14 protein-coding genes are annotated in these 22,237 nt (G+C 50.2%); 10 read left to right on the top strand and 4 right to left on the bottom strand.

Annotated features, from left to right (window positions below; genetic code table 11):
• Positions 1–853: 853 nt before the first annotated feature.
• From VGN67_RS05910 to VGN67_RS05875, 8 genes are all read left to right on the top strand, one after another.
• Positions 854–3,604, top strand: a complete 2,751-nt coding sequence (locus tag VGN67_RS05910) for a DUF1553 domain-containing protein (RefSeq protein ID WP_327485855.1) — start codon at positions 854–856, stop codon at positions 3,602–3,604.
• Positions 3,605–3,655: 51 nt separating this feature from the next.
• A complete protein-coding gene (locus VGN67_RS05905) occupies positions 3,656–4,981 on the top strand; it encodes a Gfo/Idh/MocA family oxidoreductase (protein WP_327485854.1) in 1,326 nt (441 codons plus the stop codon).
• A gap of 217 nt (positions 4,982–5,198) precedes the next feature.
• Entirely contained in the window at positions 5,199–5,663 is a 465-nt protein-coding gene (tnpA, locus tag VGN67_RS05900) for an IS200/IS605 family transposase (protein ID WP_327485853.1), read from the top strand.
• Between the two features lie 375 nt (positions 5,664–6,038).
• Positions 6,039–7,514, top strand: a complete 1,476-nt coding sequence (locus VGN67_RS05895; protein WP_327485852.1) for a DUF1501 domain-containing protein — start codon at positions 6,039–6,041, stop codon at positions 7,512–7,514.
• Positions 7,515–7,762: 248 nt separating this feature from the next.
• Positions 7,763–9,274 carry a c-type cytochrome domain-containing protein gene (locus VGN67_RS05890; protein WP_327485851.1) on the top strand — a complete coding sequence of 504 codons (1,512 nt, stop codon included), beginning with the start codon at positions 7,763–7,765 and terminating at the stop codon, positions 9,272–9,274.
• 382 nt (positions 9,275–9,656) lie between these two features.
• Positions 9,657–12,839: a TonB-dependent receptor gene (locus VGN67_RS05885; RefSeq protein ID WP_327485850.1), complete on the top strand. Its 3,183-nt coding sequence runs from the start codon at positions 9,657–9,659 to the stop codon at positions 12,837–12,839.
• Positions 12,840–12,860: 21 nt separating this feature from the next.
• A complete protein-coding gene (locus VGN67_RS05880; protein WP_327485849.1) occupies positions 12,861–14,726 on the top strand; it encodes a RagB/SusD family nutrient uptake outer membrane protein in 1,866 nt (621 codons plus the stop codon).
• A gap of 109 nt (positions 14,727–14,835) precedes the next feature.
• A complete protein-coding gene (locus VGN67_RS05875; protein WP_327485848.1) occupies positions 14,836–18,216 on the top strand; it encodes a VCBS repeat-containing protein in 3,381 nt (1,126 codons plus the stop codon).
• Positions 18,217–18,481: 265 nt separating this feature from the next.
• Here VGN67_RS05875 and VGN67_RS05870 read toward each other — a convergent pair whose 3' ends face one another.
• Positions 18,482–19,324, bottom strand: coding sequence for an endonuclease/exonuclease/phosphatase family protein (locus VGN67_RS05870; protein ID WP_327485847.1), 843 nt, complete (start codon positions 19,322–19,324; stop codon positions 18,482–18,484).
• Positions 19,325–19,658: 334 nt separating this feature from the next.
• Between VGN67_RS05870 and VGN67_RS05865 the strand changes: the two genes are divergently transcribed.
• Complete coding sequence (locus VGN67_RS05865) at positions 19,659–19,973, top strand: nucleotidyltransferase family protein (protein ID WP_327485846.1); 315 nt, start codon at positions 19,659–19,661, stop codon at positions 19,971–19,973.
• On the top strand, positions 19,966–20,307 hold the full coding sequence (locus tag VGN67_RS05860) for a DUF86 domain-containing protein (protein WP_327485845.1): 342 nt from the start codon (positions 19,966–19,968) through the stop codon (positions 20,305–20,307). The genes VGN67_RS05865 and VGN67_RS05860 overlap by 8 nt, the downstream gene beginning before the upstream one ends.
• A gap of 549 nt (positions 20,308–20,856) precedes the next feature.
• Here VGN67_RS05860 and VGN67_RS24500 read toward each other — a convergent pair.
• The 3 genes from VGN67_RS24500 to VGN67_RS05850 all read right to left on the bottom strand — a co-directional run bounded on the left by VGN67_RS24500 (position 20,857) and on the right by VGN67_RS05850 (position 22,135).
• The gene (locus tag VGN67_RS24500) at positions 20,857–20,940 is read right to left on the bottom strand and encodes an HNH endonuclease (RefSeq protein ID WP_414717293.1); all 84 of its coding nucleotides are present in this window, start codon (positions 20,938–20,940) and stop codon (positions 20,857–20,859) included.
• A gap of 695 nt (positions 20,941–21,635) precedes the next feature.
• Positions 21,636–21,947: a hypothetical protein gene (locus VGN67_RS05855; protein WP_327485844.1), complete on the bottom strand. Its 312-nt coding sequence runs from the start codon at positions 21,945–21,947 to the stop codon at positions 21,636–21,638.
• Complete coding sequence (locus VGN67_RS05850) at positions 21,944–22,135, bottom strand: hypothetical protein (protein ID WP_327485843.1); 192 nt, start codon at positions 22,133–22,135, stop codon at positions 21,944–21,946. The genes VGN67_RS05855 and VGN67_RS05850 overlap by 4 nt, the downstream gene beginning before the upstream one ends.
• Positions 22,136–22,237 lie beyond the last annotated feature (102 nt).

Raw genomic sequence — 22,237 nt, 5'->3', positions numbered from 1 at the left:
TTTTATCTGCAAATGCTTCAAGTGCGGCTGGAAACATCTGGTGGGTTGGGAGTCAATCATTCTTAAATGACATATCAAATATATTGCTAAAATGATACAGTGCAAAATTTTAGCCCGGAAATTTTCAATTTTTTGCAATAAAAAGTGGTGGTGTAAAAAGGAAGCAGAATAAAATTGTATTAAAGCTATAATATTTTTTGCAAAAGCTACTCTACCGCTCGGGTAGGCTTGAATTTATAACTTTTCCGGCAGGGGGTCTTCTAGCAAAAATCCTCTTTCAAGATTTATATTTTGTAGAATAATTGTTATAAAATTTCCCTAAATGAGCTATATGAGGGAGTTATACATTTCTGCAACAGACTTTAGATTAATATTTCGTTGCCCGGACAGCCTGCTGCTACTCTTTTTATGCAGTAAGTTTAATTTTTCTCCAATCCGATTATATTTTCTACCGAATGGTGGATAATGCAATCCGAAAAATGAATATGTGGGTGTAAAAAATTATTGAAATGGAAAAACAGGTTTACAGAAAATGGATTTTGTAATCTTAAAAAACTACGAATAGTACAAATTGACTATAACTACTAATTACTAATCAAACCTACCTGGCGAAGTACTTTCCTACTACTACAAAACGTTTCGCTGGGGCAGGTCGGGAAGTAGCAGCCAGTAGAAAGTAGTGAACTTTGTACGCGCCTACGAAGGAAAGCCGGAGTTATTAGTTGCCTGCTTTTGATCTTTCCGTTAGATGTATGGTTAAGAAAAGGTTAGCTGGTACTTTATATAGAGACAGGTAAGGGCTGAGGTACCTCAGCTCCGTCTTCCTGGTTATTGGTATTGAATCAACAGGTCTATGGCAACGAAAAATTGGATGATCTTTCTGGGGGTAGCAGTGGTGGTACTGCTGTCTTCCTTTTCGTGGCTGGGCCTTTTTGAGGAGAAAGTAGACTATAACAAGGATGTAAAGCCCATTCTGAATAAAAACTGCATGGGTTGTCACGGCGGAGTAAAGAAAGCCGGCAACGTCAGCTTCCTATTTGAAGAAGAAATAATCCGGCCCGGCAAGTCGGGCAAGATTCCCGTAGTACCCGGCGACGCCCACGGCAGCGAAATGATCCGCCGTATTCTGAGCGATGATCCCGAGGAGCGCATGCCCAAAGAAGGCGCGCCGCTGGCGGAAGAGGAAGTAGAGGTACTTAAAAAGTGGATAAACCAGGGCGCTCAATGGGGCAGGCACTGGTCTTACAACCGGGTGGAACGTCCGGAGGTACCATCGGGAGGCGGACTGCTGGCGAGTCTGAAGTTTTGGGAAACCGACGGAGAGTGGGCAAAAAACGAGATAGATTATTTTGTCCGGAGAAAATTAAAAGAAAATGGTCTGACGCCCGCCGCCGAAGCCGACCGCGCCACCCTGATTCGCCGGGTCAGTCTGGACCTGACGGGGCTGCCACCAACGGAAAAAGAAGTAGCTGACTTTATAAAGGACACCTCACCCGATGCGTACGAGAAAGTAGTGGACCGGCTGCTGGCCTCGTCCGCCTACGGCGAACGCTGGGCAGCTATGTGGATGGACCTGGCCCGCTACGCCGACACCAAAGGCTACGAGCGCGACCCCGGCCGGACCATCTGGCGCTTTCGCGACTACGTCATCAGGTCTTTTAATGAAGACAAACCCTTTAACCAGTTCACCATAGAACAACTGGCGGGCGATTTGCTGAAAGGCCCGGACGGAGCGCCTGCGGAAGAGCAACTGGTAGCCACGGGCTTCCACCGCAACACCATGACCAACGACGAAGGCGGTACCCAGGACGAAGAGTTCCGGGTAGCGGCCCAGATAGACCGAGTCAATACCACCTGGGAGGTGTGGCAGGGTACTACCTTTGCCTGTGTGCAGTGCCACAGCCACCCCTACGACCCTTTCCCGCACGAAGACTACTATAAGTACCTGGCGTTTTTCAACAATACCCGCGACGAAGACGTAACCTCCGAAACCCCCACGCTCCGTTTTTATAAAGGGGAGGACTCCGCCCGGGTGGAGCGCGTCAAGGCCTGGATTACCCAACATAACCCCGCGCAGACGACACGCTTCGCGCAGTTTATGCGGGTGATGGAGCCCAAAATCAACTCCCACGATTTTGACGAGTACGTCAATGCCTCCCTGCTGGACGCCAAGTACTTTGGGGCGCAGCACCAGGGTTCGGCGCGCATTCCGGGGGTTACGCTGACCAATAAGGACAAGCTGCTACTATCGATAGGTACCAAAGCCGAAGACGCTACGCTGACCCTCACGCTGGATTCGCTGAGAGGTCCCGTGGTGGCCCGTACCAAGGTACCTACGGCTGATACAGTACTGGTACTTTCCTTGCCGCCGGTGCAGGGACGGCATAATCTCTATATGTACTTTGACAGTCCCAAAACGCCCAAAAACTGGATCAGTATTAAATGGATAGCTTTTCAGGAGTCGCTGCCGGGACAGAACCAGCCGGAATACGCCGGGGTACAGCTTGACTATATTAAAGTACTAAAGGCCCGGGCCGAAAGTACCCCGGTGTTCTGGGAGGCCGAAGGCGACCTGCGGCGAAAGACGCACGTATTTGAGCGGGGCAACTGGCTGGTAAAGGGGCCGGAGGTACAGCCCGATGTACCCAAGTTATTTAATGCCATGCCCCGGGACCTCCCCCGTAACCGGCTGGGGCTGGCCCGCTGGATGGTAAGTCGCGATAATCCGCTGACGGCCCGGGTGGTGGTGAACCGTTTCTGGGAGCAGCTCTTTGGAACCGGTATTGTTGAAACGGTCGAAGACTTCGGCTCACAGGGTATAGAACCCACCCACCGCGAACTGCTGGACTGGCTGGCGGCTTCTTTTATGGAAGAAGGGGGCTGGAGTACTAAAAAACTACTGCGGCAACTGGTACTTTCGGCTACGTATCGCCAAAGTTCGGGCGTCGACCAGCAGAAACTGGAAAAAGACCCCTACAACACCTGGCTGTCGCGCGGGCCGCGCGTGCGGCTCAGCGCCGAGCAGGTACGGGACCAGGCCATGGCCGCCTGCGGGTTGCTGTCGAACAAAATGTACGGACCGAGTGTGATGCCGCCGCAGCCGGAGGGTATCTGGCTGTCGCCTTACAGTGGCGAAAGCTGGAAGCTCAGTGAGGGCGAAGACCGCTACCGGCGGGCCGTGTATACCTACTGGAAACGTACCGCCCCTTATCCGTCCATGACTACCTTCGACGCGCCCAGCCGGGAGTTCTGTCAGTCGCGGCGCATCCGGACCAACACGCCGCTGCAGGCGCTGGTGACGCTCAACGATCCGGTATACCTGGAAGCCGCGCAGAAGCTGGCCGAAACCATGCAGCAGCGAGGCAAAACGCCCGAACAGCAACTAAGGGAAGGCTACCGCCTGCTTACCTACCAGCCCATTGAAGAAAAGAGCCTGAACGTGCTCCTGAAGGTTTACCGGAATTCTCTGGTCGGCTATAAGAAAAATCCGGCGGAGGTAGATAGTCTGCTCAGATTCGGAGAAAAGAAGTCACCCGAATTGGCGGCGCTGGCGGTATCGGCCAATGTATTGCTGAACCTGGATAAGGTAGTAACCAAAGAGTAGTTTTTTCTATAAACAGATATTATTAACAATATCCCTTAACTAAACAGGATAATGAAAACAGAAAAAGAAAACGCACTTTCCCGCCGGGACTTTGTTGGAAAAGCAGCGGCCGTGGCAGCCGGATTCATGATAGTACCCCGGTTTGTGCTGGGAGGTAAAAAACCAGACGGTACGTCTTATCTGGCCCCGAGTGATATGATCTCACTGGGTTTTATTGGAACCGGTAAACAGGGCAGGGGACTGACCAATTCGTTTCTTTCTACCGGTGAAGCCCGCATTGTGGCCATCAGTGAAGTATATAAAGCCAAAGCGCAGTTGACCCTTGATAAAATAAAGGAGTACTACAGCAAAAATGCTCAGGCGGGTACCTTTTCTGACATTCCTGTTTATAATGACTTCCGGGAGCTGCTGGCGCGTAAAGACGTAGATGCGGTCGTGATTGCGACACCAGACCACTGGCACGCAGCCATGGCCGTGCGGGCCGCCCAGGCCGGGAAGGATATCTACTGCGAAAAACCGCTTTCGCTGACGGTAAAAGAAGGCCGGGCCATGGTTGATGCGGCCCGCAAGTACAAGCGCGTGTTTCAGACGGGTAGTATGCAGCGCTCCTGGCCCGAGTTCCGGCAAACGGCTGAACTGATTCGCAATGGTTATATTGGCGATATAAAAAATATAAAAGTAAACGTAGGTCCTCCACCAGTACCCTACACGCTGGCCGCCGAGCCCCTTCCGGATGGACTGGACTGGGCCGCCTGGCTGGGTCCCAACCAGCCTGTCAACTTCAATTCAGAACTCGCTCCGCCTCTTTCCAAAGATGTATTCCCGAACTGGCGACTCTACAAAGAGTTTGGCGGGGGTATGGTAACGGACTGGGGCGCCCACATGTTCGACATTGTGCAGTGGGCGCTGGACATGGACAACAGCGGCCCCGTGGAGGTAGTACCTCCGAACGGCAAGGATGTTCAGGCGCTGACCTACCGCTACGACAATGGCATTACCATGACCCACGAAAAATGGGACTGGAATAACGCCATTCATTTCGTAGGTACCGAAGGAGATTTAAAGGTACAGCGCCGCAAACTGGAAACTACCCCGGCCAGCCTCCAGGACAAGGTTATTGGAGAAACCGAAAAGCACGTATACAAGAGCGAAAACCACTACAAAGACTTTTTCCAGGCCATGCGGAACCGCAGCAAACCGGTTTGTGACGTAGAAATAGGCCACCGCACGGCATCGGTCTGCAACATTGGAAACATTGCCTATCAGGTAAAGCGACCCTTGCAGTGGAATCCTAAAAAGGAAAGTTTCAAGAACGATAAGGAGGCCAATGCGCTGCTGGGACGGGACATGAATAAAGACTGGGGCATTGTGATATAGAAAGGTGACTGAGAAGTTAAATGTGCCGCTCCTAGCGGGGCATTCATTTCAGGGCATGGTGGCATTGTTCTGCTACTAAGGTATGGCCCCGTGCGACGGCCGCCGCTGGGGCCGCACGCAGGCGGTAAAACAAGCCCCAGCGGGGCGATACTTTAGTAGTTGCAGAAAATAGATCAGAGCCCCTAGCTCCGCTGGGAGCGACACAAAGAGAAGTAAAATGGCAAATACCTACAGTCAGCTTTACATACAGATTGTATTCGCCGTAAAAGGAAGAGTAAGCCTGGTACGGGCCACTGAGCGGGAAGCCTTGGAAAAGTATATCTGCGGCATAGTGGAGGGAGTAGGACAAAAGGTTATGGTAATCTACTGCATGCCTGACCACACGCACCTATTCCTGAGCTTGAAACCAGACGCCCGGCTGTCAGATGTGATACGGGACGTAAAAGCCGGGTCGAGCAAGTGGATGAACGAAAATAACAAGACGGGAGGGCGATTTGCGTGGCAGGAAGGGTACGGAGCATTCAGCTATGCCAAGTCTCAGAAAGAAGCAGTGATACACTACATTTTAAAGCAACCTGAACACCACAGGATAAAAACGTTCCGCGAAGAGTACCTCGATTTTCTAAATAAATTTGAGATTGAGTACAACGAGAAGTTCCTGTTTGAATGGGTGGAAGCGTAGTAGTTGAATTGATTATTCACCCATCCCAGAGGAGAATCCAAATGGAGGTGTCGCCCCTAGCGGGGCTTTCATTTCAGGGCATGGTGGCACTGTTCTGCTACTAAGGTATGGCCCCTCTGGGGCCGCAGCTGGGGTCTGAGTATAAAGCAGTATAGTGCCCCGCCAGGGGCGACACCAAAGTAGCTACAGACAAAGGAACAGTCCAGTGCAAGCCCCGTTAGGGGCGACACCTCAGTAGCTACAGACAGAGGAACAGTTCAGTGAAAGCCCCGTTAGGGGCGACACCTCAGTAGCAGCAGCAGGGAAATAGAACAAAATCAGCCTAGCCCCGCTAGGGGCGACACCATACTAACTAAGCATCGGCTAAACAAACCTATGGAAAAGCTACTTCAAGAACTTCAGCACGCGGACCTGGCCCGGCAAACCCGCCGGCATTTCCTGCAGTCCTGCGGATTCGGGCTTGGGGCACTGGGTTTAGGCTCCTTGCTGGGTAGCTGTGCTACCGGAACCGATCCGGGTCAAACACCCGAAGACCTGATGGCCTCGCGGATGCCGCAGTTTGCACCCAAAGCCAAGCGGGTCATCTATATCCACATGGCCGGGGCTCCCTCGCAACTGGAGCTGTTTGACTACAAGCCCGAACTGGTGAAGTACCATGGTGTAGACTGTCCAGCCGAGTTTCTGGAAGGAAAAAAATTCGCTTTTATCCGGGGAGTACCCAAAATGCTCGGTCCGCAGGGCAACTTCCGCCCATGTGGCCAGTCGGGCGCCGTAATTTCGGACTACCTGCCTTACCTACAGACCATGGCCGATGACGTGACTTTCCTGAAAGCCATGCATACCGACCAGTTTAACCACGCCCCCGCGCAGCTACTGATGCACACGGGCAGTGCCCGACTGGGCCGTCCCAGCCTGGGCTCCTGGTCGGTATATGGACTTGGATCCGAGAACCAGAACCTGCCGGGTTTTATCGTACTGGCCTCCGGCGGCAAGCAACCCGACGCCGGCAAAAGCGTGTGGGGGAGCGGCTTTCTGCCTACGGTGTACCAGGGCGTTCAGTGCCGCACCGGTGGTGACCCGGTACTGTACGTGTCGGACCCCAGCGGTATGAACCGCGATATCCGCAAACAGACCATTGAGGCCATCAACGAAATTAACCGGCAGACCTACGAAGAGGTACAGGACCCCGAAATTCTGACGCGCATCAGCCAGTACGAAATGGCCTTCCGGATGCAGATGTCGGTACCGGAGGTGATGGATGTATCTAAAGAACCAGACTATATATTAAATATGTACGGCGTAAAGCCCGGTGAAGGTACCTTTGCCATGAATTGCCTGCTGGCGCGCAAGCTGGTTGAAAGCGGGGTACGTTTCGTTCAGCTGTTTGACTGGGGTTGGGACACCCACGGTACCAGCGAATCCGGAGCCATAGACATTGGTCTGCACCAGAAATGCCAACAGTCGGATCAGGCTGTAACGGCCTTGCTGCAGGACCTGAAAATGCGGGGCCTGCTGGATGAAACCCTGGTCGTATGGGGGGGCGAATTTGGCCGCACGCCCATGCAGGAAAACCGCGACGGACAGGTACTTCCTTTTATGGGTCGCGATCACCACCTCGAAGCCTTCACCATGTGGATGGCGGGCGGTGGCGTAAAAAAAGGGTTCAGCTACGGCGAAACCGACGAGCTGGGGTACTACGGCGTAAAGGACAGAACCCACGTTCATGACCTTCAGGCGACCATCCTTCACCTCATGGGCTTCGACCACGAGAAATTTACCTATCCTTTCCAGGGCCGCAACTTCCGCCTCACCGACACGGCCGGAAAGGTAGTAAAGCCGGTACTGGCGTAGTCTGACGGAAACTATATTTAACTGGAGTACTTCTGCCCCTGAATAGCTTCATATACTTCCATTTAGCTTTTTTTGCCCAAAAAGTTGTATCTATTTAAATAATTTGGTCAAAATAAAGTTAGAATTAGTCAAAACCAGAAAAGTATCTGGTACTTTATTGCCGTAAAATTGTATTCTGCTTTGGTCTAATAGTAAAGTAGATGAAACAGGTGCTTAGCTTTTAGTAGCTATTCTACTACTATATAACTATGCTTTCGATAATCCTCCTTCAGGCATCTGACTGGGCTCTGTTTTTCGGGCGGTTTCATCCTGTGCTTGTTCACCTGCCAATAGGCTTTCTATTGGTTGCGGCTCTGTTAGAAATAGGCAGACGAACGGGTAAGGTAAGCGTCAGCGACTCTACCATCACCTTTATCTTATTGTGGTCGGCCATAGGAGCTACGCTGGCGTGTATAGCGGGCTATCTTTTATCACAGGCGGGAGGCTACGAGCAGGAACTCCTGGATGAGCACATGTGGCAGGGTATTGGAGTGGCTGTGCTGGCCTGGATCGCCTGGGCGGTCAAGTCGGAAACCTTCGGTGAAAAAATACCCATGGCACCCCTGTTTTATATTCCAGCCTTATTTTTTGGCTCTCTGCTGACCATGGTAGCCGGGCACCACGGCGGGTCACTCACCCATGGCGACGGGTACCTGACGCAGTACACACCGGAGCCTTTCCGGTCGCTGGCGGGAATACCCGCACGCGCCGAACTGGTAGCGGAAATCAAGCCCATTGCGGATGTAAATCAGGCGCTGGTATATCAGGATATCGTACAACCTATACTGAATGCCCGCTGTGTGCAGTGTCACAATGCCACCAAACAGAAAGGAGACCTTCGCATGGATGGCTTTGACCGGCTTATGAAAGGAGGAGAGAACGGTCCGGCGCTGATAGCGGGTAAAAGTACTGAAAGTGAAATGCTGAAGCGCTGCCTGCTGCCCCTGGAAGACGACAACCACATGCCCCCCAAAGGCAAAACCCAGCTGACCGACCAGCAGATAGCGCTGCTGGCCTGGTGGATTGACCAGGGAGCACCTACCGATAAAAAAGTAGCTGATTTGCAGGTAACCGAACCGCTCAAACCCGCGCTGGCTTCCTTAGGTACCGGGGCAGCAGCCCCAACGGCCCCTTCTGAACCTTCACAGTCGGCGGTTTTGAGCCTGCAGGTACCCGCGCCCGACGCCAAAGCGGTGGCTTCGCTGAAAAGCACCAACCTGCTGGTAATGCCCCTGGCCCAGGATCAGAATCTGGTAGAAGTTAGTGCCGTGAATGCACCTGCCTTTACCGACGCTCAGGCGGCTATGCTTAATCCGCTGGCTGAGCAGATTGTATGGTTAAAATTAGGAAATACGAAAGTAACGGACGCGGCGCTAAGCGAAGTAGCTAAACTCAAAAACCTTAATAAACTACATCTGGAACATACCGCCGTCACCGATGCCGGTCTGGCGAAGCTGAAAGATATGAAGTACCTGGAGTACCTGAATGTAATAGGTACCCAAGTAACCGATGCCGGCCTGAAAGCTATGGCCGGAAACAAAGGCCTGAAAAGTATTTATGTGTGGCAGTCAATGGTGACTGACAGTGGTATCGCCGAACTGCGCAGGGCCCGGCCTGATTTGATTGTTGTCAACGGACTTACCGAAGCTGCCGTAGCCGAATTTCTGAAAGTAGGGCAGGAAAGTAAGCCCGCCGATGCCACCGAGGCAGGCAAGAACTAAAGGGTAGTTTGCGTTGCCGCTCACGAAGTAATTGAAATATATAGAGGTTTTTTGTGGCTAAAATCTGAATATTGCACTTTATAGGACAATTAAATTGGCATTATATAGCTTCAAATGAACAACTTCTCAGGCAGTAGATACAAACAGATAATTCCTTTTTCAACTTCACATTAGTTAACCAACTTATATTAAACCTTACTACTATTAAACCAGAAAGCAGAAACGTAACGCTCAACTAGACGTCGGGCCTAACCTTGCAGATTGTTAAATTTACCTCTTAAACAGAGGCAAACGTCGGGTATGATCAGAAGTATCGCTGTATTTCTGATGCGTACTAATCCATTAATGCAACTAATTACTTTTCACTTAATCCAATCAATCTATGAAAATTTTTACACCAAGGACGTACCTCAGCGCGGGGAGGTGTCTTTTTGTGCTGTATCTGGTGATGGCCTCGGTCATCGGAGCTTTTGCTCAAAGCGTTCCTGTCAAAGGGAAGGTGACGGATGACCAGGGTACAGGCTTGCCCGGAGTAAGTGTGGTTGTTAAATCGACCACGACCGGTACCGTTACTGACTCGGATGGTAACTTTAACGTTAATGTTCCCAGTGGAAATGCTACGCTGGTACTTTCGTACATCGGGTATCTTTCCCAGGAAATCCCGGTTAATAACCGCAGTACTATCAACATAACCATGGCTACGGACGTAAAATCGCTGAGCGAAGTGGTGGTAGTAGGTTACGGTGTGCAAAAGAAAGAAACCGTAACGGGTTCGGTGGTGTCGGTAAAAGGAGATGAGCTGGTAAAATCACCCGCTATGAACCTTTCCAACTCCCTGGCGGGTCGTCTGCCGGGTGTAACGGCCGTAAACCGTTCGGGTGAGCCGGGTTACGATGGTTCTACTATCCGGATTCGTGGCTCAAATACTTTGGGTAACAACAGCGCCCTAATTGTAATTGATGGTATCCCTAACCGGGCCGGTGGTCTGGACCGTCTGAACCCCAATGACATTGAAAGTATCTCCGTTCTGAAAGATGCGGCGGCGGCAATCTATGGATCACGGGCGGCCAACGGGGTAATCCTGATTACCACCAAGCGTGGTAAAACCGGTAAGCCTGAACTGTCTTACTCCATCAACCAGGGCTGGGCTAATCCTACAGTACTACCTAAAGTAGCTAACTCAGCTCAGTACCTAAGTATGTTGAACGACCTGGACATCTACCAGCTTCCGGTATCGGAGTGGGCTGGTGCCAACGAAGCTTATAAGACTTCTGGTCTTTTTACCCGTCCAAACGGTACGGTACGGAAAGCTCCGTTCTCGCCAGAGGCGCTCAGTAAATACGCGGCTGGTAATGATCCCTGGAACTACCCCAACACCGACTGGTTTGCTGAAACGCTGAAGAAAAACTCACCACAGGTACGCCACAATGTGCAACTGAACGGTGGTACCGACAACTTCCGTTACCTGGCTTCGCTGGGCTACCAGAATCAGGATGCTTACTATATTAACTCGGCTACGGACTACAAGCAGTATGACATGCGTCTGAACATGGACGCGGATATCAACAAGTACGTAAAGCTTAGCATAGGGGTAGTAGGACGTCAGGAAGCCCGGGGCTTTCCTACCAAATCAGCCGAAACTATTTTCCGGATGCTGATGCGGGGTAAGCCGCAGGAGCCGGCTTACTGGCCCAACGGACTACCCGGCCCGGATATCGAAAACGGTGAGAACCCGGTTGTGATCACGACGGACCTGAGTGGTAAAAACACCGATAAACGTAATTACTTCCAGTCCAACGGATCATTGGATATTAAAATACCCTGGGTAGAAGGACTGAAGTTTACCGGAACCGCCGCGGTGGATAACCTCAGCCGGAACCTTAAGAACTGGAATATACCCTGGACGCTTTATCAGCGGGGAAGTGGTTTTGAAGCGGATGGCGTTACGCCCAAACTGGTACCTAGCCGTCGCGGACCCGCTACTCCTGAATTGACCTTACGTAACGAGAATCAACTCAACATTCTGTTGGGTGGCGTATTCTCCTACGATAAAACCTTCGGTGCCCATACCCTTAACTTGCTGGCTGGTACCAACCGCGAAACTATTCAGGGAGATAACTTCCAGGCTTTCCGTCGTAACTACATCTCACCAGCGCTGGATCAGCTATTTGCCGGAGGTGACCTGCAGAAGGATAACACTGGTGGAGCTTTTGAAAGTGCCCGTATCAACTACTTTGGTCGGGTTGGCTACAACTACAAAGAGAAGTACCTGGCCGAGTTCCTGTGGCGCTACGACGGTTCGGATATGTTTCCCGAAGCTACCCGCTACGGTTTCTTCCCCGGTATTATGCTCGGATGGGTTGTATCGGAGGAGGATTTCTGGAAGAACTCCGTACCGGTGGTTAGCTTCCTGAAGATTCGTGGCTCAATTGGTCAGTTGGGTAATGACCAGGTTTATACACCCAATACATCAAACCTTGCTACCTACCAGTACCTGTCTACCTACGGATTCCGTTCCTACATCATTGGAAATAACGAGGAAAAAACCTTGTTTGAAGCCCGTATTCCGAACAACTCTATTACCTGGGAAGTGGCTACCAACTCGAACCTGGGTCTGGAAGGACAGCTGTTTGGTGGTAAGATGTTCTTCGAAACAGATGTGTTTTACAACAAGCGTACAAACATCCTGTGGTTCAAGAATGCCTCTGTACCCCAAAGTACTGGTTTAACGCTTCCTGCTCAGAATATTGGAGAAGTGGAAAATAAGGGCTGGGAATTCAACGTGGGTTACCGCGATCAAATTGGCGACTTCAAGTACAACTTCAGCGTGAACGGTGGCTACGCCAAGAACAAAATTCTGTTCTGGGACGAAGCGCCCGGGGCTCCTGAGTGGCAGCGTTCAACCGGCAAGCCCATGAATACTTACGTAGTATATAAATACGATGGTGTATTCAGGGATCAGGCCGAGATTGATGCTAACCCCATTGACTACACCGCTATTGTGAAGCAGCTTCGCCCCGGTGATATGAAGTACCAGGATTTTAACGGCGATGGTAAAATCACGCCGGATGACCGGGTTCGTCTGGACAACACCAACCTACCCCTGTTTACGGGCGGTATCAACATGGGTGCTAACTGGAAAAACTTTGACCTGACTGTCCTGATTCAGGGTGCGGCCGGTGCGAAGCAATACGTAAGCACGGGTGAATCCGGTAACATTGGTAACTTCCTGCTGGATGTATACGAAAACCGCTGGACCATTGATAACCCCAGCAGTGTGCATCCCCGTATTGCCAACCGCAGTGACCAGTACTACTCAGGTAATAACGATTACTGGCTGCGTAGCTCAGACTATATTCGTCTGAAAAACCTGGAACTGGGCTACAGCGTACCAACGGCGCTGATTAGTAAAGTAGGATTGAGCAATGTCAGATTGTACGTGAATGGCTTTAACATGTTCACTATTGATAAGCTGAAAGTGTATGACCCTGAGACTGAAAACGCGCTTGGCCGGAGCTATCCGCAACAGAAGATTCTCAACGTAGGTCTGACCGCAGCATTTTAATATCTGTAAACTGAAAAAAAAATGAACAAATTAAAATTTTTATCCCTGGCGTTTGTGGCAGCTCTGGTAGTAACTACCAGCTGTAACGACGACTTTGTAAACACGCAGCCCCTCGGAGAAATATCCGAGGCAGCCGTATGGAAGGATGCGGGTTTGACCGAAGCCTTTGTCACGGAAATCTACGCGGGTTTTGGTAACGGTGGTTTTGACGAGCAGATGCTCGCATCCCTAACGGATGAAACGATCTTCACCCACCCCGGTCGTAATATCACTACCATTACCGAAGGCCGTTCCAACCCGGCTGATATCGGTTGGGTGAATAACACGATTAACTGGCCGAACATGTACCAGCGCATCCGGGCGACTAACCTGGCGCTGAAAAACCTGGAAACTCCTCAGTTTGATAACGCAACTTTGGCAGCGCGTTTGAAAGGGGAAGCCAAGTTCCTTCGCGCGTACTACTACCACCAGCTGGCCCGCTACTACGGCGGTGTCCCCCTCGTGGATCGTCCGTACGAACTCGGCGAAGCTGATTACAGTACAAGCCGCAACACCTGGGCCGAAACGGTTGACTTTATCGTAAAGGATCTGGATGAAGCTGCTACGTTGCTGGACGGTAAGAGCCTGGCCGCCGGACGGGCTACCAAGGCCGCTGCCCTGGCTCTTAAGTCACGTATTTTGACCTATGCGGCCAGTGATCTGCACGATATCCCTACGGCTAAAGCTAAGTCAAGTGTGATAGCCGGCTTTGCCAAGCCCGAACTGATTGGCTACGTGAGCGGCAGCCGGACCGAGCGCTGGGAGAAAGCGAGAGCCGCTTCCAAGGCCGTACTGGATCTGACTGCCTACGGCTACATGACCAACCTGGCAGCACCCGTGAGCAAAGAGGCAGGAACTGCCAACTATATGGACATATCTCTGGCCCGCAACGGTGGGCAGCGGGATCTGATTCTGGGTCGGTATTTCATCGGTACCAAGCGGGAAAACGGTGGACGTCAGGGCCTGTTCAACGGACCTAATGGCTACAATAACTGGGCCGGAAATACACCAGTGCAGTTGCTGGTTGATGACTACGAAATGATGGATGGCACGGAGTTCAACTGGAGCAACCCGGCCCACGCCAGCGCTCCTTATGTTAATCGTGATCCTCGTTTCTATGCCTCTATCATGTACGATGGTACTCAGTGGAAACCCCGTAGCTCAGCTAACCAGCCCCGTGATCCACTTGGACAAATCCAGACGGGTCGTTACGAAGTGGTAAACGCTGCCGGACAAAAAGTAACTCACTTTGGACTGGATACCCGCAACAGCCCCATCGAAGACTGGAACGGAAGCTACACCGGCTACTATATGCGTAAGTTTATTGATCCTAATCCGGCTATCGTTGATCAGAACACCTGGCAGGAGGTCCCCTGGCCGGTACTGCGCTACACCGAAGCTATTTTCAACTATGTAGAGGCTAGTTTAGCCCTGGGACAGGAAGAAGAAGCCCGTACCTGGCTCAACAAGATCCGCTTCCGGGCTGGTATGCCGGCCATTACGGCAACAGGTCAGGAGTTGGTGGAGCAGTTCCGTCAGGAAAAGCGTATCGAAATGGTATTTGAGGAACAGCGTTTCCACGATACCCGTCGCTGGATGATTGCCCCCAGCACCCTGGGACGTAAGGCCAATGGTATCAACATAACCGGCACCCTGAAACCAGGTAAAACGGTTAGCGTGTACCGGTACGACCCTACCAGCTACGACTATTCGTATAAAGTATTCGAGATAGATCCGGGTAAGGAAAACCGTGCCTGGGCCGATAAGCTGTACTTCCTGCCTATCCACCGGGACGAAATAAACCGGAATGATAAGCTGACGCAGAACCCCGGTTACGTCACGAATTAAAATAGAAGATTGCAAGAATACGTTAGAAACTATGCCGGTACGCGTTTTACCGGCATAGTTTCTTTTTTTGTTATTTCATCTCCGCGTTAACACCCTTTTACTATCTATTATGAAATTGCTTAAGTATGATCTCCTCGGGTACGTGCTGTTGGCGGTAGCAGCAGGGAGTCTGTACGGGTGCCAGCGATCTTCTTCATCCGAAGGAAACACAGGTGCCGAAACCAGCGATCCGCTTTTTGTGTTGCTGCCGCCCGAAAAAACAAAAGTAGACTTCAGTAATTCCCTGACTGAGGGCCTCAATACCAACGTACTCATGTACGAGTACTTCTACAACGGAGGGGGCGTAGCCGTGGGTGATTTAAATGGCGACGGGCTGGATGACCTGTACTTTACGGGCAACATGGTACCTAATAAGCTGTACCTGAATAAGGGCTCCATGCAGTTTGAGGATATAACGGCTCAGGCTGGGGTAGCCGGTCGCGCCGAAGGCTGGAAAACCGGGGTTACCATGGCTGATGTAAACGGCGACGGACAGCTGGATATGTACGTATGCTACTCCGGTAACTATGCTCCCGAAAAACGCAGGAATCAGCTCTTTATTAACCAGGGGGCCAATGCTCAGGGGATTCCTCAGTTTACCGATCAGGCTGAGCAGTACGGCCTGGCGAGCGAAGGTACCAGTACGCAGGCAACTTTCTTTGACTATGATAAGGACGGTGACCTGGACATGTTCCTGCTCAACCATAACCCCAAGTCCCTGCCGGTCCTGAACGAAATGGGGACGGCCGAAATGCTCCGGCAGGATGACCCCAACTACGGGGTGAGGCTTTTTAGAAATGATAAAGGCACCTTTAAAGACGTAACCCGCGCCGCAGGTATTCAAGGCTCGGCCCTTTCGTACGGCCTGGGAGCCGGCGTTGCTGATGTCAATAACGACGGCTGGCCCGACCTGTACGTTTCCAACGATTATACCATTCCCGACTACCTCTACGTCAATAACCGCAACGGTACTTTTACCGATCAGGTTAAAACCAGTATGGGGCATACTTCGCATTTTTCAATGGGTAGTGACGTGGCCGACATCAACAACGACGCCCGTCCCGACATCCTGACCCTCGACATGCTCCCCGAGGACAACCGTCGCCAGAAGCTGCTGATGGCGCCGGACAACTACGAAAAATTTGACCTCAATCTGCGGTTAGGCTTCAATCACCAGTACATGCGCAACATGCTGCACGTCAACGATGGCAACGGCTCTTTCCGGGAGGTGGGCCAGCTGGCGGGCGTTTCCAATACTGACTGGAGCTGGTCGGCGCTCTTTGCTGACTTCGACAACAACGGCTGGAAGGACCTGTACATCACCAATGGCTACCTGCGCGACTACACCAATATGGACTTCCTGAAGTACATGAGTGACTTTATTCAGAATAAACAGCAGGGTATACAGCGGCGCGATGTTCTGGAACTGGTGTATCAGATTCCTTCCTCCAACCTTACCAATTATGCCTTCCGGAACGGCCAGGACCTTACTTTCCAGAATGTGACCCAGCAGTGGGGACTCAACAAGGCCTCCCACAGCAACGGGGCCGCCTACACCGACCTGGATGGGGACGGTGACCTGGACCTGGTGGTAAACAATGTCAACGAAGCCGCATTTATTTACGAAAATCAGGCTAATAAACTACATAAGCACCACTACCTGAAGGTAAAGACAGAGGGTACTAGTCCCAATACGCTGGGCATTGGGGCGCAGGTTACTTTGTACAGTGGAGGAAAGCAGCAGTACCTCGAGCAAATGCCCACCCGGGGGTACCAGTCCAATGTTTCGCCGGTACTTCATTTTGGTCTGGGCGAGGCGGCAACCATTGATTCCCTCCGGATAGTATGGCCAAGCGGTAAGCAGCAGCTCCTGCCCCATGTAAAGGCCGATCAGCTACTCCGGCTCTCAGAAAAAGAGGCTACGCAAACCTACCGACGTGCGGGTACTGGTCCGGCCCTGTTTCAGGAAGTAAAGTCGCCGATTAGCTTTACCGATGCCGCTACGCCGGTCAATGATTTTTACCGCCAGCCTTTGCTGGTAAATCCATTGTCTTTTCCCGGACCCGTTCTGGCCAAAGCCGATGTCAACGGCGATGGCCTGGAAGATGTATTTATTGGAGGCGGAAAAGGACAGGCTAACGCCCTTTTCATTCAACAGAAGGGCGGTGGCTTTACGCAGAAACCTACACCCGCCTTTGAAGCCGATCAGCAGCAACACGCGAGCGATGCCGCTTTTCTGGACGCCAATGGCGACCGAGCGGCTGACCTGTACGTGGGCAACGGTGGCTACGCTGATTTTGCTCCCGACGACGAGCGCCTGCGGGACCGCCTGTACCTCAACGATGGCAAAGGCGGATTCAGCCTTAGCGCCACTGGTATTCCCGCTATGCGCACCAGTACGGGAGCCGTAGCTGTGGGCGATTTTTCCGGAGATGGCAAGCCCGATGTAGTAGTTGGGGGCCGGGTAATACCGGGGCAGTACCCTGAAATACCGCGCAGCTATCTGCTAATCAACGACGGCAAAGGTACTTTCCGGGATATGACTGCCACGCTGGCTCCGCAACTGCAGCAGATTGGGTTGGTAACCGACGCGGCTACCACCGACCTGAACGGCGACCGCAAGCCGGACCTGGTGCTGGTAGGGGAGTGGATGCCCGTAACGGTACTCATTAACAGTGGCGGAAAATTGACTGATAAAACCAGCGACTATTTCGACAAAGCTTACCGCGGCTGGTGGAACTCGCTGCTGATTGAAGACCTGAACGGCGACGGTAAACCCGACCTGGTGGTTGGGAATCAGGGGCTGAACTCGCAGGTGCGCGCCAGCGATAAAGAACCCGCCTCGCTCTACGCCAGGGATTTTGATAAAAATGGTAAAATAGACCCTATTCTGAGCTTTTATGTACAGGGCAAAAACTACCCGTACATTACCCGCGATGAACTGGTCGGCCAAATAAGCGGCATGGGTTCCCGCTATCCCGACTACAAAAGCTACGCTGATGTTACACTGGACGACCTTTTTTCCCAAAGCGAGCTGGCAGACGCCCAGCATCTGGAAGCAAATTACCTGCGTACTGCTGCTTTTCTGAGTACCACGGAGGCCAGGTACCAACTCGCCGAATTACCGCTCGAAGCCCAGGTTTCTCCCGTTTTTGCCATGACAACTCTGGACTACGACCAGGATGGCCACAAAGACCTGCTGCTGGCCGGGAACATCAGCCAGGGCCGCCTGCGCCTGGGCAAGTTCGACGCTAACCACGGGGTGTTGCTTCGGGGAAATGGCAAAGGACAGTTTACCTACCTTCCGCAACTACAGTCTGGCTTCCGGCTCACGGGCGACGTTCGTAGTGTTTTGTCGGTGGGGGATAAACTGCTGTTTGGCGTCAATCAACAGGGGGTGAAGGCATATCAGTTGAAGGCAAAGCCCGTCAGAAATGAAGTAGTACAGTAGCGAAGATTGTAGTCTATTAAGCTTTCTATTAAAAAGAGCGGCAAGTAGATCTGGTACCGTACTTGCCGCTCTTTATTTTACAATTAGCAGATGGTGTCTCCCCTCTGGGGCTTTTGCTATAACAAGTTGGTTCCTGTTCCTACTTAGGTAATGCTCCTCCGGAGCTTTAATAGCGTTAAGTACTTGAATGTATAGCTCTACGTCTCTGAAAAAAATCAGATTGATACTTTCATTTTCTTTTTAGCAAAAAGCTGGCTTCCAATAGCTACTTAAACACCACCTTCGCCACCACCGGCTGGTGGTCGGAGGGGTAGCGCTGCTCCTTCGCATCGGTAAGTACGCCGTACTTCAGAACATTGAATTGATTACTGACAAAAATGTAGTCAATACGTTTATCCATGGGAGCGTCAAACTTGAAGGCATTGAAGGTACCTTCGGGACCGTAGGGCGGCGTAGCCGATACGTTGTGCGCATCGCGCAGTATGGTTTGCATGGCCTGAATCTGCTCGGTATCGGGTGTCGAATTAAAATCGCCTACACAAATGGTAGGAGCATTTTTAGCAATTTCCTTTATTTTCTTCACCATCAGCTTACCCGATTCCTGCCGGGCCTTCACGCCCTGGTGGTCAAAGTGAACACTGAAAAAGTAGAAATCCTTCTTTGTTTGCAGGTCCTGGAACTTGGCCCAGGAACAGATACGGTTGCAGCAGGTAGCGTCCCAGCCCTTGCCGGGTACGTCGGGCGTTTCGCTCAGCCAGAAGTCGCCGGAGTCCAGGACTTTGAAGCGGTCTTTTTTGTAAAAAATAGCCGAATGCTCACCGCCTTGCTTGCCGTCGTCGCGGCCTTTGCCCAAAAAAGCGAATTCTTTCAGCTCGGCTACGTCTTCCAGTTGCCCTCTCAGTACCTCCTGAGTTCCGAAGATGTCAAACTCGTGGTACCGGATCAGCGCTTTCACGTTCTCTTTGCGGTTAGGCCAGGCATTTACCCCGTCGTTGGGCGTATTGTAGCGGAGGTTGTAGGTAGCTACTACCAGGGGAGTATTGGCTTGCGAAAAGGTAGTCTGCATAGCGCAGAGGCTTAGGAACAGGAATAAAATACTGGTTTTCATGGGAACAGCTTACATGTTAAACTACTGAAATGAGTATTACAAAGTAAGGGAATTTGGGCTGGATAAGGAGATTAAATTTGTTTGAAATTCCGGGATCGCTTTTAGGTTGGAGCCTGAGGGGACTGTTTTTTTCTCAGGATGGCAGAGGTAATAGCTGGCTACTCTCTGTGTGGGCGGTCAGGTTGTCCAGGCGTGGAAGGCCTGAGGGGATTCAGGCCGGAGTGCTGAGGCAAACTGCGTACAAATCGGCTGGTACTGAAGACGAGGTTTTTGAAAATAGCCTGGAAAATCGTTAAACTTGTATCAAACGTTTGTAGTAAAGCCATCCAACAGCATGAAAACGAAAAGAGCGATAACCCGCGAGTATATACTGGAGTACCTGCGGGCTAAGAAAGAAGAGCTGGCTTTGCAGTATAGGGTAAATACACTGGCGCTATTCGGTTCGTATGCCCGGGGGGAAGAAACGGAAGATAGCGATATTGACTTATTGATTGATTTTCAACCCGGTACTCCAAATCTGTACGACAAAAAGCACGAAATAAAGGGTATGTTTGAGTCGGAATTGGGCAAAAAGGTAGATCTGTGTAGCGAAAAGTACGTAAAGCCTTACTTCAAGAGTCAAATCCTACGCTCTGCACTCTATGTCTGAAAAGGATACGGCGAACCTGATGGCGATTCTGGAAGCCTGCACTAAAATCCAACATTTTGTTGAGGGTGTCGAGGATTTTGATCGTTTTTATGAAGATGAAAAGACGTTTGATGCAGTACTGATGAATTTTATCATCATTGGTGAAACGGTATCAAAATTAACCCTAGACCTGAAGGAAAGCCGAAGCCGTATTCCATGGGCCAGGTACAAAGGATTCCGTAATATCGTGGCCCATAACTATTTCGGGGTCAACCCTGAGGAAGTCTGGCAGATTATCCAAGGCAGTATACCTACGTTAAAGGGCGAGATTGAGAATATACTACAAGACATTTAGATTGGCAGCAGATTGGTAATCGGCGCTTATCGCGCTCGTCTCGATGGGGCACCACCCGATTTGTAATCGGGATGCTATCTCTCCACGTTTGCAACGGCTGCGGCCGACCGTCCCGATTACAAATCGGGGTTAGCGGGGGGGTAGGGCTTACCGGAAACAGCATTACTATCCTTTACAAACAATTGAGCTTAGCCACGGAGTCTCAATCTTATTGTCTCCGATAAAATAGAAAGTTCGCTCATGCTCAACCTTGTGAGGACATTGTTCACACCTACTGGGAGCAGCATATGAGCGTCCAGCGTTCGGACCACCTTTAAAATACCTCTCTTTCAAGGGACAGTCTATTATATAGTAGATGTTTTCACCGTCCCTATTTTTGAACGAATCGACAGTTCTCTTCACCGCAGGTTGCATGCATTTTGAATTTTAAGTTTAAAATCAGGAGTATTACGGTGTTGGGTAACTAATATGTTCCCCCGTTGTGCCTCTCCGAGGCCGTTAGCCTGACGGCTATGGTGGGGACAAAGACCACGGATTTGGCTTTCCAAATTATCGTTTGCCAAAATTACACTGGTAACATAATAGCTGAATGTTATTAATTTCATCAGTGCCTCCTCGACTTAATGGAAGGATATGGTCTTTTGTCTAAACAAACTTAAAACGTTTATCAGGTCTAACAGGAATAACTGTCCAATTGCGTAAACATTTAAGACAATGGTTAAATTCTGCAAGTTTATTAAGCCATTGTCTCCGCGTATGCGTTCCCCTTGCTGTATTTTTTCTGTGAGTATAAGTTTTTGCTCTATCACGCCTGCACGTTTTATAATAGAAATGTACTTGCCCTGTCGAAGCGGATGTCCATGTACTCCAATTTGTAGTTAAGCATTCAGGTTAAACGCATTTAAAAATGCAATTTGTTAGGCAGAGTACTTATTAAAATACAATAATCCCCGCTTTTGCCAATATAACAGCATAGCAACGCCCAAAGAAGTATTCATTTCGTAAACCCAATATACTCAAATCTGATTTTCTATAAGAAATAAAATCCCATGTAGACGATCCTAGGGGAGAAATTGTGTTTTTCCAATCTAAATCATTGTACATTTTAATGCGTTTAACTTGTTAAACATTTCGAATGTGGTTTTATTATTCGCATTTTTCTTTCCATCGTTTAATATGGTATTAAAGGCCTTTTATCGCGCTCGTCACGATTTGTAATCGGGATGCTATCTCCCAGCGTTTGTAACGCGAATACCCTTATGCACGGCTTGCGTTAAAAACGCGAAGTGGACGCAAGCCCGATTGCAAATCGGGGTTAGCAGTAGCATCTAATTTCCTATTTCGATGAAACTTCTTAATAATTTATTATCTCCGATTTTGTATTCTAAACTAACTATACATTCTTTCGGTATTTTTGACCATGTAATAACTGGATCAATTGTATTTTGTGTTTTTAGCTTTAAAGCCGTTTCCCACGGAATTTCATATATAGTTTTGATTTTGTAGTTGTCGGTAAAAATAACAATAATGAAAACATCAATCGATGCATCTTCAGAATATTTAAAATCAGTATTTGCTCTTTTTGTGGTTTTCGCTTTTGAATGTGATTTTACCTGAATTTTTATATCACCTACTTTCATATCCCAGTCTTTTTGCTTTCTGCCAAAGTAGCACCATACATTTCTGCAACCAGCCATTCTCCAAGCTGAGATGTAAAATCCTTTCGACTGTTGATAATTTTTAACTCGTTTAATTTCTTAAGGGCATATAAAAATTTTTCAATAGCATCTATTTTTTCATTTTCAAGCAATAAATTATTTGATCCCATTTCTCGAACAATTAGTATTTGATCTATTTTGATGACGCGTTAGTACACGAAAATTTAAACTTTCTTGATACAGCATATAACTTTTGAGGTCGCATCTATCCA

The organism is Telluribacter sp. (genome assembly GCF_035998675.1).
Classification (GTDB): domain Bacteria; phylum Bacteroidota; class Bacteroidia; order Cytophagales; family Spirosomataceae; genus Telluribacter.
Note: the sequence above shows the minus strand (reverse complement) of the source record. Positions and strands in the feature narration are given on the sequence as shown.